The organism is Paenibacillus sp. FSL K6-1122, assembly GCF_037977015.1.
Classification (GTDB): domain Bacteria; phylum Bacillota; class Bacilli; order Paenibacillales; family Paenibacillaceae; genus Paenibacillus; species Paenibacillus amylolyticus.
Genome location: NZ_CP150272.1, coordinates 570,939 through 589,345, shown reverse-complemented (window position 1 = coordinate 589,345; position 18,407 = coordinate 570,939). Strand labels below are relative to the sequence as shown.

The window sequence follows — 18,407 nt, the reverse complement described above, 5'->3', positions numbered from 1 at the left end:
CCATCTATGAATCTAGCGTAATGCAATAAGTAAGTAGGAAAAATCAGGCACGAGCCGCCGCTGCTGCACGAGCTGCTACAGCACGAGCCGAAACAGCACGTGCTTCAACTGCGCGAGCGGATACCGCGCGTGCACTGACTTCACGTGCCTCGCCCAGTCCACTCGTTTCCAATTGTGCTGCTTCAACTTCTTTGCGCTTCAGTTGCTCCAGTGTAATGGGAGTCGCTTTAATGACCATTCATATCTCCTCCTTTCATCTTGGATACTCTGATTCTATAATCTCCCAAATTGGATTTAAACTGTAAATGGAGGTAAATGAACCTCTCACTCTCCTTACCCCTGCTTCTGCACGTTCGATGGACCCAACATACCAATCACATCTCCATTCCAATCAAACTATATTCAAGGGACGGTGAACGATCATGCTCGGACCCAAAATCCGGCAAATCCGGGAGCAGCTTGGACTGTCTCAGAAGCAACTGGCAGGTGAGGATATGACGCGTTCTTACATCAGCCTTATCGAAAAAGGCAGGGCCGTTCCCTCGCAGCGTATTTTGAAAATTATTGCCAGAAGGCTCAATACACCCATGGAGTTTTTTTTGGGAGGAAGTGTATCGACAGATTCGGATATTGGTGAGGCTGTGTTGGAAAAGGCCAAAGCCTGTTACGCCGAGCAGAATGATTCTGCCTGCATCCGCATAGCTCGTAAAGTGCTGACACTGACGGAGGATACATCGGATCAGTCTGAAGCCTACCTGCTCATTTTGCGAAGTCACAACAGACTTGGGGATTATCGACAAGCCTTGGATGAAGGGGAAAACGCAGCATTTACGGTCATTCGAACGGGGGACAGGGAACGTATTGTTGAATATTATCTGGAAATGGGGAGAGCGGCTTTTCATGCAGAGCTGTTTCATGCTGCCCGGAAACATTATGAACAGGCGTATACGTACAGCAGCAGACTCAAACATCTACAGGAAGAACACATCCAATCGCTGACCTTTCTTGGCACAACTCATTTAAGACTAGGCAATGTGAATGAGGGGTTAAACTACTATCTCAAAGCGGAGAAGGAAGCCCAGATGGCCGGACAACCGGAACTGTATGGCGAGATTACGCTGGGTTTGGGCAAAGCCTATTATATGTCCGAACAGGACGGACACATGCTGTTAAGTTATGACTGGACCAAGAGATCCGTACAGGCCTATAAACAGGCGAGCAGCGAATCCTACGTTCTGGCACTTCACAACCTCGCCGTGATCCAGCTTCATATGGGGCAAAAAAAAGAAGCCCTCCCCTTGCTGGATGAATGCGCACGAATTTACGATAAACGCAATCTTCCCCACAAGAAGGCTTCCATATTAGAGGAAATCAGTAAAGTTTATTTGGAACAGCGTGAGCCAGAACAGGCAGAGGCCATCATCAAAGAAGCCCTCCAACTGCTGGATAAGCAAGATGAAGGGATGCTTCGTGCAAAACTGTATCGCTTGCTGGGTATTGTATTTCATGAGAAAAACAACAGCAATGAAGGTTATTACTTTTTAAGAATGAGTCACGATCTGCTTAAACGCATCTCTGCAAATCGCGAGGCTGACATCAGTCATCAACTCCTCCTGCTAAGCCTGCAAGAGCGTAAAATGAACTACGAAGATTATAAGTCATTTATCAAATAAAAGCGGATACCTTCTTCATCTAACAACTGAGGACATAGGGAAATGAACAGATGGATTTTAGGGTCTCTGAACAGGGACCCCACTTCCGGGAATCCACGGTGAAAGGGCACAGGATCAATCTCATCGAACAGGTACAGGATCATTCAGCTCCAGCAGCGTTTCCGTAGATACGGCATGCTTTTGTCCCTGCTGACCACTAAACTTAGCCGATCCTGCATGTGCTCCCGAAACATGAAGCTGTCCTGCAATAAAAGGTAGAAGCATGATGGTAACCATGCAGAGTTCACTTGCCATTGTAACGAATTTGCTTCCTTTACTCTCCATGCTCATCTCTCCTCATGTCTATAATCGGGTAGCATAGTCCACCATCGATTCCTGGCAACCTAAGACGTATTTTACGGATAATTGCAATGACTTTAAATACGTTAATTACCATTTACCTCTACTTGCACATGAAACTCACGTATAAAAGGTCATATGATCTTTGTCTTCGCGATAATAATCCAGCCTTTGCTTCATCGTACCTGTATGCAGTTCAAACAAATGACCATCCGGATCGGTAAAATAAACAGATAATGCATCCCGCGGATCTCTTGGCCTTCCGGGAAGAATGTCTGCCCCCGCTGCTCGCAGCTGCTGCACAGACGCGTCGAACTCCTCTTCTGTAACGGTAAATGCAATATGGGTATAGGTTCGTTCCGTATAGTTGCGAATAACATCCTCCTGATTCAGGGCAATCCACAGACCGGCAAGCTCAAAATACGCCAGTTTGCGTCCTTTCACCTGAATTTGGGCACCGAGAGCCTGCTCATAAAAGGTAATAGCCCGCTCCAGATTGGATACGGAAAAACACAAATGATTAATTCCTTGAATATTCATGTGGCTCCTGACACCTCCATCGATTTAAGGATCTATCCTTATTATGGTATATTCTGTGCAAAAAACAACCGCTCTGCTGTTTCCCCCCGCACCTTCTTCTGGGCGAATGCATAGGTTATCCGTATCAATGAACGTTCGAGGAGGATGTAAAGCGAATGAATCCTGTCTATCCTTTTTATGGTGAGAAAACGGTATGCAAGGAGCAAAAGCTGGCGTTTCCACCCCAGCATCAGGACCAGCAACCTGGTCTGGAAACCCTGATGGTGCCTGAACCGATCAGTGAAGATCCTGCCTATATCGGTAGCTGCAAACTCCAAGGTAAAGTTGCCATTATTACGGGTGGTGACAGTGGAATCGGCCGGGCGGCCGCCATCGCTTTTGCCAAGGAAGGTGCGGATATCGTCATTGCTTATCTATATGAACGGACAGATGCCGAAAGGACTCGTGAACGGATCGAAGAACTGGGACAGCGCTGTCTCTTAATCGAGATTGATCTCCGCTTAAAGAAAAACTGTGAAGCCGTCATTCGCACAACCATGGAAACCTACGGGAAGATCGATATTCTGGTCAACAATCATGGCGTACAGTATGTGCAGCCAAGCATCGTTGATATTACAGAAGAACAGCTGTATCACACCTTTCAGACCAATGTGTTCGCTTATTTCTTTCTGATTCAGGCCGCTCTCCCCCATCTGTGCAGAGGTGCCTCCATTATCAATACGGCTTCCATTACAGCATATAAAGGTAACACTCAACTGATCGACTACTCTTCTACCAAAGGAGCCGTCGTATCGCTGACTCGTGTACTCGCCCAATCGCTCGCTGCACAGGGAATCCGTGTGAATTCCGTCGCCCCGGGACCCATCTGGACACCGCTCATCCCTGCCAGTTTCTCCGCTGAGGATGTACAGGTATTTGGAACAGATACACCCATGGGTCGAGCTGGTCAGCCTTACGAACTGGCGGCAGCCTACGTTTATCTCGCTTCCCGCGATTCATCCTACGTCACAGGTGAATGCATTCATGTAAATGGCGGCGATATGGTAACGACATAGGCTGATGTCAGGTTGGATTTGGCAGGTGTGGCAGGATATCGGTTGTCCAGTTGCGAAGAGGGTTAGGAGTATGATCCGGTTATGCCGGAGCCTGACATCTAGCGACAAGGAGCTGAACAACCTGATGAACTTCGATCCACTCTACCAACCGTATCCCTCTTACCGCGTGCCTGTGTATGCGAAACAAGGCATGGTCGCCACGTCACAGCCACTGGCTGCACAAGCTGGTCTGGATGTATTGAAAAAAGGCGGCAATGCCATCGATGCCGCCATTGCAACTGCGGCAGCACTCACGGTGCTGGAGCCAACGTCCAATGGCATTGGAGGCGATGCTTTTGCCCTCGTCTGGACCGAGGGCAAACTGCATGGCCTGAATGCCAGCGGCCCTGCGCCTCAGGGCATATCCATTGAGGCGCTTCAAGCGGCAGGCCATACGGAGATGCCGAAGCTTGGGGTTGTTCCGGTGACGGTGCCTGGCGCACCGGCGGGTTGGGCTGAGCTGAGCCGCCGTTTTGGGCGGCTCACGCTGGCGGAAGCGCTGGAACCGGCCATCCGCTATGCGGAGGAAGGTTATCCGCTTGCGCCTGGGCTGGCCCGCCACTGGGCAAGGGCAGCCGAGATCTATGCACGCCAGGGTGATGCGGAGGCAGGGCGTGCGTGGTTTGAGACATTTGCTCCAGGCGGGCGTGTTCCCGCAGCTGGAGAGATGTGGCGCTCGCCGGATCATGCGGCGACTTTGCGCCAGATTGGCGAGAGCGAAGCGCGAGACTTTTACGAAGGAGAACTGGCAGAGCGCATTCACTCCTTTATGGCAGAGCACGGTGGTTATCTGACTCACGAAGATCTGAAGGCTTTTCAGCCGGAGTGGGTTGATCCCATCTCCGTCTCCTATCGTGGTTACGATGTATGGGAGATTCCGCCGAATGGACAAGGATTGATTGCTCTCGCGGCGCTTAATCTCCTGAAGGGATATGATTTTGACGAGAAAGAATCCGTTCTGGCATATCATCGGCAACTTGAAGCTATGAAGCTGGCATTTGCCGACGGAGAGAAATATATTACTGAAGAACGCAAAATGGGTGTGACGGTGGAGGAACTCCTGTCCGAGGCATACGCGGAAGAACGGCGCAAACTCATTGGTGATACCGCACGAGCACCTGAGGCAGGTGATCCACGTGCAAGTGGAACGGTGTATCTGGCTACGGCTGATGGTGAAGGCAACATGGTTTCGTTTATCCAGAGTAACTATATGGGCTTCGGGTCTGGGCTCGTTGTTCCGGGAACAGGGATTGCTTTGCAGAATCGTGGACACAACTTCTCACTGGACCCTAATCATGCGAACGCCCTAGAGCCAGGCAAACGAACGTATCACACGATCATTCCGGGGTTCCTTACCCGTGGCAGCGAAGCGGTTGGGCCATTCGGTGTCATGGGTGGTTTCATGCAGCCACAGGGTCATGTGCAGGTGGTTATGAATACGATCGATTATCACCTGAACCCACAGGCCGCCTTGGATTCTCCGCGCTGGCAGTGGACGAAGGGCAAAACAATTCTCGTGGAACCGGGTTTCCCGCAGCATATCGCTCAGGCACTCGCCCGCAAAGGACATGATATTCAAGTGGCACTCGATCCATCCCAGTTTGGACGCGGTCAGATCATCTGGCGCAACCCGGACAATGGCGTATTATGCGGGGGTACGGAAACCCGAGCGGATGGCTCGATTGCGGCTTGGTAAAACTCGCGTCATTTTTATAATAGGATGATCACCTTATCATCCGTATAGGGTGAAATTTTAAGGCACAACAGAGATGATTCATGTCATCTCTGTTGTGCCTTTTTTCGACTTCTAACATCAGTAAACAACATACTGTAGATATTTATGTACCCTTTTAACCAGAGAAATGTAAAAATAATGTGTAATTCATGAAAAATACTTATTTTTTCGTAAATTTTCACTACATACCATAAATCACAGTGCCTTTCTGACCGATATAGATAAAGGGAAATCCTCACCATACGTGTCATCATGCACACGTACTTCCCTGGAGCTAAGGAATCACGCAAAACAGAAAAATGCGACTACAGAAATGAGGGTACCAACACATGAAAACAAACAAGAACAGACGCGCAGGTCTAGGTCTCACCATAATGATGATCCTGACGGTACTGATCCTGGGGGCATGTTCAGCCAACAATACAACAACGGCAACAGACACAAGAACAAAGGTTGGGATCGTGCTTACGGAAGTGGGTCTGGGTGACCGTTCTTTTAATGATGCTGCTTTTGATGGACTGGTTCAGGCCAGAAATGAGAAAAGCATTGTCTTTGACTATCGTGAACCGGGCGACAATGCCGAAGCTGCATTTGAAGAGTTTGCGCAAGCCAAATTCGATCTGGTTATCGGCCTGAGTGATGCTGTCCAAGCGGATATGGAGAAAGTTGCAGCCAAATATCCTGACCAGCAGTTCCTCATGATTGACAGTCAGTCCGAACTGCCTAACATTGCCTCCATTTCATTCCGGGCGGAAGAAGGAAGTTATCTGGCAGGTGTTATTGCCGCTATGGCTTCAACGGAAGATCATGTTGGCTTCCTTGGTGGAATAGAGATACCGGTCCTTCGTAATTTCGAGCAGGGTTTTAAACAAGGTGTTCTGGCTGTCAAGCCGAATGCAACCGTTGATGTCGTCTACGCAGGGGACTTTGGCAATGCCGAGCTGGGTGAACAACTGGCTGCAGAGATGATTCAGGAAAAGGGCGCTGACGTGATCTACGTTGCTGCCGGTCTCACAGGCGTAGGCGCACTGACGGAGATTCAGAAATTAGGGAAATACGCCATCGGTGTAGATACCGATCAATTCTTTTTGGCGGAAAAATCCATTCTTACGTCCATGCTGAAAAATGTGGATGTCTCTATCTACAATGCCGTTAACACGTTTGTTAAAAACAATCATACCTTCCCTCAAAAGGAAATCGTGGAGGGGCTGGCGGAGAACGCCGTGGGTCTGACTGCTCTACATAATATCACGCTCAGTGATGAACAACAGCAAACCTTCGAAGATCTGAAGGCTAAGATCTCTTCCGGTCAAATCAAAATTACGCTTGATCAATAACCCATCGGATACGAGGAGGTACGCATATGAAACTACAGGGAAAACTGATACTTAATGCTCTAATTTCACTACTTCTATGCCTTGTGCTAGTCGCTTATATTATCATGCAATTGCTCAACATGAATGCCAAAAATCAAAATCTGGTACCAGCCATGCTCAAGGTGAGTGAACTGAACGCCAATCAGATTCAGACCCAGCAAGCGCTGGATGTCTACTCATTCTCCATGACAGCAGGAAACCAGGACGCCGTGCTTCGCTTGCTGGATGAAGGCCAAACGATGATTCAGGAGCTTACGGACGGATTGCTCGAAACAGATCAGCAGTTACAACTTATTCAGTCCATCGAGACAAAATTAGAAGCTCTCAACCAGGGAGCCACCGAAGCGATGAGTGCGATGAACAGTGCGGAAGCGAAACGTTACAGCACTCGGGTTCGGGGCATACAGAATGATATCTATTCGTTAGATGAGATGACTCGGGATCGTTATGATCAATATACCGTCGATTTGGAACGTGACATTCAGCAAACGTGGCAAGCCGCTCTGGCAGGAGCTATCGTATTGCTCGTCGCCGTGATGCTGTTTAATATGTATACTTCACGTCAGATTGCCAAGCGTATTCGAACACTCAAAGACGCCGCTGGACAAATTGCGGACGGTGACCTGACCGGACAATTACCGGAAGCTCGGGGCAAAGATGAACTCGATGACCTGAGTCGTTCCTTCGGTACCATGACTCATAATATCCGCGGCATTATTCAGTCGATTGGTGAAGCGGGTCATCGTGTCGATCTGATGGCACAAGATATTGACCGCGGTAATGATACAGCCCAAGCGATTGTGCAGCAAGTATCCCGCACCACGGAGGAACTGTCAATTGGCAGTCAAAAGATTGCCGAGGATCTGAGTGAAACAGTGATGGTTGTGGACAAAATGCAGTCTACCTTCAATAGCAATCTGGAGGCCACTTCCCAATCGGTAATCGATGGTCGTGAAGTATTAACTACCGTTGAGGAAGGTAATAAGGCTGTAGCGGAGCAACTCCGCTTGGCCGAAGTGAATCGTATGGCGATGGCCGAGGTGGAACAAACGGTGCGGGAACTGGAAGAAAGCGCGGTTCGAATCACTACGATGACGGCATATGTATCAGAGATTGCCAAACAAACAACCATGCTCTCGTTAAATGCCTCCATAGAGGCTGCTCGCGCTGGAGAAGCCGGACGTGGCTTCGCTGTTGTTGCGGGCGAGGTGAACAAACTCGCCGAACAATCTGCGCAATCGGTCAAACATATCTATGCGGCTGTGGGCGAGATCACAACCTCCATGGACAAGGTGAAGAACTCTGTAGCACAAAGCATGCAGTTATTCGGCGAACAGGAACAAGCCACTGGCCAGACTCGCGAATCCTTCTCTGCTATTCGTGAAAGTGTGGAGCGCATTAGTACGGGTATCCATCAGCTTGCTGAGGACATGCAACACTCCAATGAACTCAGTACACAGGTGCAACAAGCCATCGAAAATATCAGTGCCATCACCGAGCAGTCGGCTGCCAGCAGTGAAGAGATTACCGCCTCCACGTCGGAACAACAACGTTCCTTCGCTGATGCAAGTATCAAGGTGAAGACATTGCGTGATATTAGTGCAGAGATGCATCAGGAATTGCTGCGATTCCGTCTGTAAGCAGGATGCCGGAGAATTTTGGGTTGGACGTAGTTCAGATGTAGTTGAGATGCAGGTTAGATGCAGATTATAGGCATGTTATGGGCAGGTTATAGCCGAGCCAGGATTAGGTAGCGTGAACATACAAACAAATAAAGGGGAGCCTCCGTCATGCATCATGACAGGGCTCCCCTTTTCAGTACTAATCATTGTTTCATCCAACCATTAATTCGTTTCAAAGATATGAAAGTATATAAATTGAACTAAACATTTACACGAAACGGAGAAGACAGAAAGAACCTGAAAAAGCGGAGCTAAAAGTTGTCTGAAAGAAGCTGCCTCAGAAGCATATACTTCGCCTAAAAGCTTCTTGAAAGAAAGCCGCTTCGGAAGCATATGCTATCCCCGGATTTCCTAATTTATAAAAGAAAAAACTGGGGATAACAGCGATCGGAAGGTTGTTCTGTCACCGGAGTGTCCAGTGTAAATATTCTTTAGATCAACTTATATAGATAACAAGGCATCAACATTTCAGATCCAAACGTTTAACGAACTGAGCAAACCTTATTGGGCCATTAATTGCATGTTATAAAACCTAACGAATCTCAGGCACTCTATTCACTAATTTAGTCCGGTTTTTCAGGTGTTTTATCTGAAATACACAGAAATAACGTGGATGAGGTTCGTTAGCTTTTGCTCCTCGATGTAAACCGTGGTATAAGGTGTATCAGGTTCGTTAGGGCACTGGGAATTGGGTAGTGAGCACTGAGCAATGGACATCGTGCACTCATCTACTTTTAATGCGCTGGTGCGCTAGTTCGTTGGATCACTTGCAGTTTAGAAATGATTAGTCATAGACAGTAACCCAAAACCATAAGCTAGTCCCACACCTGCCCTATCCTCACAGTGCGTCGATGATGTCTCCGGCCAGCAGGGATGATGGGTCACCGCGCAGCAGTGCTGCACGTTCAGCGGCCTGTCCGTGGAGATATACGCCGAACGCGGCGGCTTGCTCCGCGCTGAGCCCTTGGGCAAGCAGACCGGCGATGATGCCGGTCAATACGTCTCCGGCACCGCCAGTCGCCATGCCGGCGTGCCCGGTGGTGTTGATGTACGCCTCGCCGGACGGCGTTGCGATGACCGTTCGTGCTCCTTTGAGCACAAGGGTCACGCCCTGCTCGCGGGCGTATTTTGCAGCGTGCCCAATGCGGTCACGCTGCACCTCTGGGGTCGACATGCCCAGCAGTCGGCCCATCTCGCCAGGGTGCGGCGTCAGAATTGTCGCCGCACTTCGCTGGCCCCAGTCGCGAGGCCCATGTGGGCCAGCGTCTGCCAGCATGTTGAGGGCGTCCGCGTCGATGACGAGCGGACGATCCGTATGTTGCCACAGACGGCGCAGCCAGTCTGTGTCGCACTTGAAGCGGCCGAGGCCGGGGCCGGTCGCGAGCACGTCGCGGCTCTCCGCGAGACGCAGCACGGCGTCGGCGGAAGCCGCGTTCCACTCTCCGCTTTCGCCATCGGCGGCGGCAGCGAGCATGAGCTCGGGCACGGTGCCGATGACATGCGGCAGCAATGCCGCGGGCAGCGCCCATGTGGCGAGCCCGCAGCCTGCGCGCAGCGCGGCCTTGGCCGAGAGCAGGCCAGCGCCGCTCATCGGCAGACTTCCTGCGGCCAACAGTACGTGGCCGTAGGTGCCCTTGTGGCCGTCCGGTGCCCGTAGGCGGCCTGTATCCACGCGCAGCGCACCGCGCAGCACCTCGTCCGTCAGCAGACGGACCGAGGGGCCATGCTCTGGCGCAAGTCGCGCGGGAATGCCGATGGCGCGCACCACAATGCGCCCCGCAGCAGAAGCACCCGGGTACTGCACCAGCCCGCGCTTAAGCAGCGCGAGACATACGGTCACCCGGGCTTGAATGCAGGGCTTGTACACCTCTCCGGTGTCGGCGTCCAGCCCGCTTGGCACATCGGCGGACACGACCGGCTTGCCGCTGTCGTTCGCCGCCTCAATCAGCGCCGCGTAAGCTCCGCGCGGCGCTCCCCGCGAGCCGGTGCCCAGCAGCGCATCCACGATGCCTGTGCACCGGCTGAAGTCCACGGCTTCGCGCCCGTGGACAAGAGCAGGGATGCCAAGCTTCGCGGCGGCATCCCGTTGCACTGCGGCTTCGCCCCGCAGTGCATCAGGGGCATCGGCGTAGACTAATGTCACGCCAAGCCCTGCTTCAACCAAATGGCGCGCGGCCACCAGCCCATCGCCGCCATTATTGCCCTTGCCGATCAGCATGTACCACTGCTGATCTCCCGGGCGCTCCATCACCAGCGCCGGATCGGCGATGATGTCGCCACCATAACCTTGCCGATCGCCGGGCCCGGTGTGTGCCCGCCTCGCATCGGTCTGGCTGCTATAGCCAAGCTGCCCTGAATCCACAAGCCGGCCTTCTGCCTGCCCTTCCCGGCACAGCTTGATGACTTCCTCGGCTATGGCGCGGCCTGCATTCTCCATTAGACTTGCTGCCGGAATACCGAGCTGATGAATGGTATACTCGTCCACAGCTTTCATCTGTTCAGCGGTTACGATAAACAACGTTCATCCCTCCCCGTGACAAGCTCATCTCATACCTATAAGCAACAACATCGCACCTAAACGCTGTATCCTGTATGTGTATCGCTATCTTTCCCTTTACCTCATATAGTTACCATGATGCGCTTCATGCATCATTGGAAGCTCTATCGATCCGTGTACGAGACCTTCAGATTAAATCATCCATTCCAAAGCCTGTCTACTCTTAATAACCTACCGTAAACCGTGCTTGGATAAATTGCGGATCGTCCAGTTCGTCCACCAAAGCCGCTGCAAAATCGCCAACGGAAATCGAGCTTTCCCCGATATCATCCGTAATCACACGGTTCATGCCAACCCGGAACTGGCCTGTACGACGTCCTGTTGTGATTGTCGCAGCAGGGCTCATGTAGGTCCAGTGAATACCTGATGCTTCAATCAGGTCATATGCTTCTGCATGTGCTTTTGCCAGTGGTTTGACTTCTTCCGGGAATCCCGGCGTATCCATCAGCATATCACCGGAATCGGTTAGCAAACTTCCCGCTCCACCAACTACAACCAGACGCCCTGCTTTTGCCCGGCGCACACCCTCGATCAACGAACGTGTCACTTCCAGCATCTCTTCTTCTCCACCGAACTTCGGTCCATATGCACTCACAACCACTTCTTGACCCGCTGCAAAATCAGCCACCTGATCCGGGTTAAGCAGATCTCCCTGTTCTACACGCAAACGCTCATGAACCATCTCAACCTTCGAAGGGTCACGCACCACCGCTGTCACTTCATGCCCACGATCCATCAGCTCCCACAGTATCATCTTGCCAATCGCTCCGGTTGCTCCAAAAATGGCTACTTTCATATGAATTCCCTCTTTTCTGTAGATATCATTTCATCAACTTACCGTTATTTTAATACTTAATCCTATTGTTATATACCTTAAACGGCTCACGCCATCTTAAACCGGATGTGACATCTTGTAAACCTATCTCTTACAGCTTATATGTAGAAAAACAATCTTCACTGCGTGATCGAAGGAAACACCGCCATTCAGAAGCATCCCCTCTCCTCCCCATCAAGCAATACGGTTCATGTAAAAAAGCCGCTAATGCGGCTATACGGAGATGATTTCATAATCATATGAAGTGTAGTCTCGCATCAAAATTCAGTTTTCATTCCGCTAGGCAGTCGGCCCTTCTTCTCCCTGCCTCCACCACATGCCCTCCGATTTTGGGCTGGTATATTCAAATCCAAATTGAGCATACAGACGATCAGCCGGAACATCCGCCAGCAGACTGACCAAACCGCGAGCAGGCACAACGTCACGCAGATAATTCATAATCTCGCTCATGATCAGCTTTCCATAACCCATTCCCTGAACATCCGGGTGTACGGCAATGTCAACGACCTGAAAGAAGCAACCGCCATCTCCAATCACTCGCCCCATACCTACCAACATATCCTCTTCACGCAGACATACGGCAAACAGACTATTCGGTAGTCCAATCTCCGCCCCTTCCCTGCTCATTGGACTAAGACCCGCGATCTGCCGCAGGGCAAGATACTCCAATGCTGCGGGTGGTGTGTGTTCAATATTCACATGATCCATGAATTGTGCCCCTCTCCAACAAAATAAATTATTCTTTTATTCTGTCAACCACATGCCAAGACTTCAACAGCAAAACCGGCGGGATATATACAGGCATAATCCACTGGTAAGACAGATCTTGAAGCAACTGACCTAGCCATAACCTCCCTTGATAATCCAGCCGAATCCTCCACAGACCGCTAGCCATGGTTTCTCCCTGATCTACAAGTTCACGGGCATCATCATAGGAATACTCTTCTCCTTTATTTCGTTCAATTTCTTCAAGAGCTGCATCATATCCCCGTTGCTGCTCTTCTTCCATTTCATTTGTAAGGTCAGAATCATATATCACGGAAAAGTTAAGCCCTTTGAGCTTACGCTCTTCAATCCATTCTTTAAACTTTTCTGTAACAAAAACCTGAACACCAGGAGTTTCCTTAATCTTGAACATACACGTTCCTTCCGGTATTTTGGCAGGATCGAATACAAGCTTGTTAAACCGTGCCCAAGACCCATCTTTGAATCTACCAATATCAGAACGATGATAATCAACACAGTCCAATATATTAGTAACATTTAGTATGAACAATTCCATATTATCATTCGTTATGGGCAAAAATTCTACTTCGCTTGTTAATAAACTCTCTTTCTCCATCATCTCTTTAACTCTTTTTGAGAACACAGGTTTACCGATATGGTAATTCGGAAAATCCTTGTATGATTTTTTATAAAGGGTTTCTAAACCTATTGTTGTCCATCCTTTTATTTTAGATTGACCGTGGAAATCACTATTAATTGGATGATGATCATCTTCCACTGAAGCTAGGACCTTCGTTTTCGTATCATGATTAAACCTATAAAATTTCATTTCTCCCCACCTTAAAATCTTTCTATTATAATTACATCTGTGTCACTGAGCTACTCTAAGTATCATGACTTTAACATATGAATTCTGCTTGAATTCATCTACTTCCTGTGTAATAGTGAGAGAAAGCTTACGTGAAGCGTGTTTCATGATACGTGAAGTTGGTGCAAAGGAGGAACAAGTGTGTTTCAACGTTGGATTGAAGATCTAACATCGCGCCCAGGCGCTGTGGCTGTGCTGTTTGGAGTCATGGCTTTGCTTCTGGGGATATACATATGGTCTGCCACTGAAGTTCGCCGCAGCCACGAAAGGCGAATGAGAAGGATACGAGATACATTATACATAAGTACAGCCCTCTTGGGACAACTTACCATCCAGGAAAATCGGAATTATGAACGATCGGAACACGAACATGACGATCTGATAACAGCAATGTTAGCCTGCAAAGCTGCATCTTACCTATCTCCTCAGCTACAGGACCAGATCCGTGACTGTATTAAGGATCATGACCCTGCCAGAATCGGACTGATGCACAGAGCACTGGAACGGGAATGCACCGTATTATCGGATGAACTCAGCCGGGAGACTCATGCAGATCATTGGGGCACAGCGGTCTGGACCATCCTTCGGCCTGTAGCCGAACCAGCCGCACTGGCGGCTACAGGGTTTCTGGTTATAGATCTGGTATTTCGTCAGCGGATGTTGGACGTGCCTGTGGACTCATGGGACAGCATCTTGCCATGGATTCGCGCAATTTCCCTGATGATCACCATAATATATGGTTACCTGCTCTGGGCCAGCCCACGCCGGGATAGGTCAAGTACAGTAACCAAAATGCTCTCCTTGCTGATCGCGCTATGCTCGTTGCTCCATCTGATTGGACCTATTGCTGCGCCCTACGCCCTTGGATTACAGCTGATTATATTCACTTCGGGTTTCGGGTTGACTGGGACACGCTCTCGAAGTGAGCGCCCCTACGCAGGACATACGGATCTGGAACCAACGAAGCAAGTCTCTACGGAACTGGAAGGAAATACACGTCGTACATCTGGTACCAACACCGACGAATAACCTACGATTCAGCCGCTTCCGTATGATTAAACTTAGATACCCACATCGATGATACGAGACTTGGCCCTCCCTCGGCTGGATTTTCACCGATCAGGTCGTGTCTCCTTACTCGGCATGCTATACGATGATGGATGTCAGTGTCCCAAAATTATCGAGCTCCCGTCTGGCTGATCCTATTGAGTAGCCAATCTATTTTCTAAGGAACTCAGGACGTCTTATTTGGCCTCTACAGCCTCTTTCAAAATTGTAAAAAACCTCAGACACGTTATTTCCCAAAATCGCTCGATAAAAACGCTCTAAAACGCCGTACATTTCGATATAACGTGTCTCAGATTCCTTAGATTTCTGCGGGTGCTTCAAACCCTTGAATAAGACGCCTCATATTCGTTAGCGCTCAACCCCTGTTCATGCTCTGTTCCAAGCGCGACTGAGAGGAAACCTCGTTTCTCTCTCGTACGAAGCGAAAATTCTCATTGGTAGAGGAAAATAGGAAAATCGCTTTTGCGAAGTCCTAATTGCTTGCTCTTACATTTAGTATTTAGCGCTTGCCTACTCCGGACACGTTCAGATACAGTTCGGCTTTCAGGACGTGTTGAAAACATCCCCTATATCCCAACGTAACTGTACGCGAAAAGGGCTGAAACTACATTGTAGTTTCAGCCCTTTTCTATAATCTTTTCTTGCGAAGAATTGAACGATATAAAAAGAACTTTAATAATTACACAAAAACGGAGAGGACAGAAATAACGTGAAGAAGCGAAGCTACAAGTTTTCTGTAAGAATACTACTTCGAAAGCATTCACTACGCCTAAAGGCTTTCTGAAAGAAAGCTCCATCGAAAGCATATGCTTATCCCCGGATTTTTTCCTTTGAAGAAGGAAAAAATCTGGGATAACAGTGATCGGAAAGTTATTCTGTCATCGAAGTCGCATGTGTGACATTCTTTAGTTCACTTTGTATCATGCATAATTACTTCACTTATTTGGCTACAACATGTGCAATGACGCGGCCCTTTTCGTACGTGACAGTCACGTCATAACCTTCGGCAGTTACACTGTCGAATTCACCTGTAATTCCATTAGCCGTGATTAACGTAATATCTTTGGAACCTTCAATCTTATAGTTGGACAAGTCGAGTTTGAAACTTCCTCCATCAATATAGAGCTTTCTGCCGACATTCAGTTGACTGTTGTTGTCAGTCACTACCAATTCCAACGTACCGTTATCCATGGTAAAGTTTCTATCTAAGTTGAGTGCTCCGTCGACATCAACGACAACTGTTCCATTTTCTACATACAGATCACCTGTACCAAAAGCCGTTGCAGATTCAGCTACCAACGTTCCTGCTTGCAGCAATGTTCCGCCAGTGTAGCTATTTTTCCCTGTCAATGTAAGGGTGCCTGTTCCTTTTTTCGTAAGCATTCCACTACCGGTGATATCATTTCTCCACCAATCTTCTGCATTGAAGCGCCCTTTGGAAGCGTCCATATCCACAGTTACATTGTTCAAGAATGCGCCGTAGCCATCCGCAGCCGTGACCAGATCAATTCTACCCCAGCCCTTGGATTCATCCAGTACAGGATATCCAGAGTCAATGGATGTTGTATACAATACTTGTCTGCGTTGCTCATCTGTTAAATACGGTTGACGTGTTTCTAACAGGGCTTCTGCTCCTTGCGGTACAACTGGAGCCAAACCTTTGGTTCCGGTTTGTGGTAGACCGTAAGTCATCTTTTCTCTATAGAAGGCTTTATTGGCATCATGATCTTCCCATTTGTGTTCATCGTAAGCACTCTTGAACGTGTAATCCTCTGTTACGGTATGTGCATACTCATACAGACTCATATTTTTTTCCTTGGCTGCAGCTCCAAATACTTCTCCTGCATTCTTATAACCTTTCTCTAACACATCTTTATTCTCAGCCTGATTAAGTGCATATGCAGCCATGGCTGTGGATTGTATTCTTCCTCCGATAACATCAAGCGGTGAGTGCATCCCCGTTACGATTCGATTCTCGCCCAACTGAGCTGCTCTCGTTAACAATTCAGTGAATCGTTCTGGTGTAGCGTATGCCAAAGGAAATACGGATAAGTAAGCTGCACTGGTATGTCCGCTCGGAAATGCGCCATCTTTCCCTCTTCCATCCTCAGCGATTCGTTTGACATAAGTTAACGCAGGAATAAGTTTAACGTTAGTTTCGTATTGCTGGTAATGTTTTTCTCCTGTTGATTTGGTGCCGCCTGAAGCCAAAGGTACTTCTTTTTTCTCACCTTCGCCCAAGGTTTCCCATACAGGCAGTCCTTTGCTGTCAACAACTTCTTTCACTTCTCCATTGGAATTCATTCTCCACGGTCTAGGGGAAGAGTAGAAATATTTAGAGGGATTAGATGAGGCAGGAATTTTGAATCGAACCAGATCAACTAAATGAACCAAGTCTGCAAGTTCCGTCTTTGCTTCCCAATCTCCAATGCCTTGGCTTTCATCTTCCACTGTTTCTTCGGTCAATACCACATTCATCTCGTCCACCGTTCGTTCAACGTTTGTCTTTGGCTTGATGATATCTACATACGTGTTAGCCAACGGACCAAAGCCCTCCATCACGCTATAGATCTTATCTCTTTGGTCATCATAATAGGCTGCCAATGTCTCTTCACCTGTGCGATTTTGCGTGACCTTTTCTACATATTTGATATTGGCTTCCCAAGTTGCTTTGTTTCGGATCTCTTCATTTGCATATGTTTTCTGATCAGCAACAGCTACGGTTGGATCATTCTTAAAGCCGTCATAATATGGAGTCGGTCCATCTCCATACTTTGCATTTTTCCCGTCAGCTCCAATTTTAGTTGCCGCTGTTCCATCTCTCCAATCCGCTAGGTTCATGGACCATACTTGATCAAAACCGTCCAAAATATCAATAAACGGATTGGTTTCCGCAATATTTTTCAAGGTGTCGTCTCCGGCATTGGCTCCGTGCTTCACGGCGGACAACCGAGCTTCATCTGCTGGGGGATTAACATTCAGCACAGTTGCCGTTCCCTTTGGCTTAGCTGGTTTGGCAGCTGTAGTAGCATCTGTTTCCACAGCCTTAACGAGCGCAGACACTGCTTCGGCACGAGTAATGGAATTAAGCGGTTTGAAGCTTCCATCTGCATAACCAGAGATAATTTTCGCTGCTGCCGCTCCACCTACAGCTCCCTTGCTCCACGCCGCTATAGACGATGAATCGCTAAATACATTCGCTGCTGTTTCATTTAACTCCAGATTCAAAATGCCAGCAATCACTTTAGCTGCTTCTTGACGGGTGATCGGATCTTGCGGCTTCATTGTGCCATCGGTGTATCCATCTATATATCCATTCGCATTTGCAATAGAAATTGCTTCGTAATACCATGCACTCTCAGACACATCATTAAAGGTAATTTTAGCTTGTCCGGAATATCCAAAGGCACCGTTTACCAAATTCATAAATTCTGCTCTTGTAATATACGTATTCGGTTTAAATGAATGATCCAGGTAACCTCGAATTAATCCTTCATCACCCCACGCTTGAATATTTGCTTCCGCCCAGTGTCCCTTAATATCAGAGAACTGAATCTTCTGATCGGCTGCAAAACTCTTCTCTGCAAATGTCGGACCTACCATAGACAACATTAGAAGTAATGCCAGTGACTTTTTAAGTGGTTTTCTCATGGCTTGCAAATACACGCTCCCGTTATGGTAAATTATTTTTTTGCTTCTGCATCTGCAAATGAGTAAGAAAGACTCTATACAGATGTCTGATCTGCCGTTACTGTAGCATTAGGGAGCGTTTCGCATCTATAGAACAAATTCCGTTTTATATCAAAATCGTACGTTCCGGAGCTTATATGCCAAGAAAAATGGAGTTAGATACTACATTTATCAATTAAAATACCTACTTTTGTAAACGCTTTATTAACTGAAAGTAAATTATG

Annotated in this window: 14 protein-coding genes; 6 read left to right on the top strand and 8 right to left on the bottom strand. The window is 48.4% G+C overall.

The genetic code is table 11. From position 1 onward, the window contains the following. Positions 1-43 precede the first annotated feature (43 nt). Positions 44-238, bottom strand: coding sequence for a hypothetical protein (locus NSQ20_RS02720; protein WP_340031761.1), 195 nt, complete (start codon positions 236-238; stop codon positions 44-46). Between the two features lie 184 nt (positions 239-422). On the opposite strand from NSQ20_RS02720, the gene NSQ20_RS02715 reads away from it, so the two are divergent. Continuing rightward, entirely contained in the window at positions 423-1,673 is a 1,251-nt protein-coding gene (locus NSQ20_RS02715; RefSeq protein WP_340031760.1) for a helix-turn-helix transcriptional regulator, read from the top strand. A 120-nt stretch (positions 1,674-1,793) separates the two neighbouring features. Here the strand turns inward: NSQ20_RS02715 and NSQ20_RS02710 are convergent, their stop codons facing one another. Further along, positions 1,794-1,997 (bottom strand): hypothetical protein, encoded by a 204-nt coding sequence (locus tag NSQ20_RS02710; protein WP_338707659.1) that lies wholly within the window; start codon positions 1,995-1,997, stop codon positions 1,794-1,796. Positions 1,998-2,132: 135 nt separating this feature from the next. After that, a complete protein-coding gene (fosB, locus tag NSQ20_RS02705) occupies positions 2,133-2,552 on the bottom strand; it encodes a metallothiol transferase FosB (RefSeq protein WP_036607427.1) in 420 nt (139 codons plus the stop codon). A 155-nt stretch (positions 2,553-2,707) separates the two neighbouring features. Between fosB and NSQ20_RS02700 the strand changes: the two genes are divergently transcribed. From NSQ20_RS02700 to NSQ20_RS02685, 4 genes are all read left to right on the top strand, one after another. Next, a complete protein-coding gene (locus NSQ20_RS02700; protein WP_036607429.1) occupies positions 2,708-3,607 on the top strand; it encodes a glucose 1-dehydrogenase in 900 nt (299 codons plus the stop codon). A 124-nt stretch (positions 3,608-3,731) separates the two neighbouring features. Next, positions 3,732-5,342, top strand: coding sequence for a gamma-glutamyltransferase family protein (locus tag NSQ20_RS02695; protein WP_340032983.1), 1,611 nt, complete (start codon positions 3,732-3,734; stop codon positions 5,340-5,342). A gap of 368 nt (positions 5,343-5,710) precedes the next feature. Next, positions 5,711-6,718, top strand: coding sequence for a BMP family ABC transporter substrate-binding protein (locus tag NSQ20_RS02690; protein WP_339196780.1), 1,008 nt, complete (start codon positions 5,711-5,713; stop codon positions 6,716-6,718). Between the two features lie 26 nt (positions 6,719-6,744). Continuing rightward, entirely contained in the window at positions 6,745-8,397 is a 1,653-nt protein-coding gene (locus NSQ20_RS02685) for a methyl-accepting chemotaxis protein (protein ID WP_036607433.1), read from the top strand. 880 nt (positions 8,398-9,277) lie between these two features. Here the strand turns inward: NSQ20_RS02685 and NSQ20_RS02680 are convergent. The 4 genes from NSQ20_RS02680 to NSQ20_RS02665 all read right to left on the bottom strand — a co-directional run bounded on the left by NSQ20_RS02680 (position 9,278) and on the right by NSQ20_RS02665 (position 13,386). Continuing rightward, entirely contained in the window at positions 9,278-10,957 is a 1,680-nt protein-coding gene (locus tag NSQ20_RS02680; RefSeq protein WP_340031759.1) for an NAD(P)H-hydrate dehydratase, read from the bottom strand. A 202-nt stretch (positions 10,958-11,159) separates the two neighbouring features. Next, the gene (locus NSQ20_RS02675) at positions 11,160-11,792 is read right to left on the bottom strand and encodes an NAD(P)H-binding protein (protein ID WP_036607440.1); all 633 of its coding nucleotides are present in this window, start codon (positions 11,790-11,792) and stop codon (positions 11,160-11,162) included. 318 nt (positions 11,793-12,110) lie between these two features. Next, positions 12,111-12,539 carry a GNAT family N-acetyltransferase gene (locus NSQ20_RS02670; protein WP_036672164.1) on the bottom strand — a complete coding sequence of 143 codons (429 nt, stop codon included), beginning with the start codon at positions 12,537-12,539 and terminating at the stop codon, positions 12,111-12,113. Between the two features lie 28 nt (positions 12,540-12,567). Further along, the gene (locus NSQ20_RS02665; RefSeq protein WP_036672166.1) at positions 12,568-13,386 is read right to left on the bottom strand and encodes a DUF1629 domain-containing protein; all 819 of its coding nucleotides are present in this window, start codon (positions 13,384-13,386) and stop codon (positions 12,568-12,570) included. Between the two features lie 180 nt (positions 13,387-13,566). Between NSQ20_RS02665 and NSQ20_RS02660 the strand changes: the two genes are divergently transcribed. Further along, a complete protein-coding gene (locus NSQ20_RS02660) occupies positions 13,567-14,454 on the top strand; it encodes a hypothetical protein (RefSeq protein WP_340031758.1) in 888 nt (295 codons plus the stop codon). Between the two features lie 978 nt (positions 14,455-15,432). On the opposite strand, the gene NSQ20_RS02655 is transcribed toward NSQ20_RS02660, so the two are convergent. Beyond that, positions 15,433-18,144 (bottom strand): S-layer homology domain-containing protein, encoded by a 2,712-nt coding sequence (locus NSQ20_RS02655; RefSeq protein WP_340032982.1) that lies wholly within the window; start codon positions 18,142-18,144, stop codon positions 15,433-15,435. Positions 18,145-18,407: the final 263 nt, after the last annotated feature.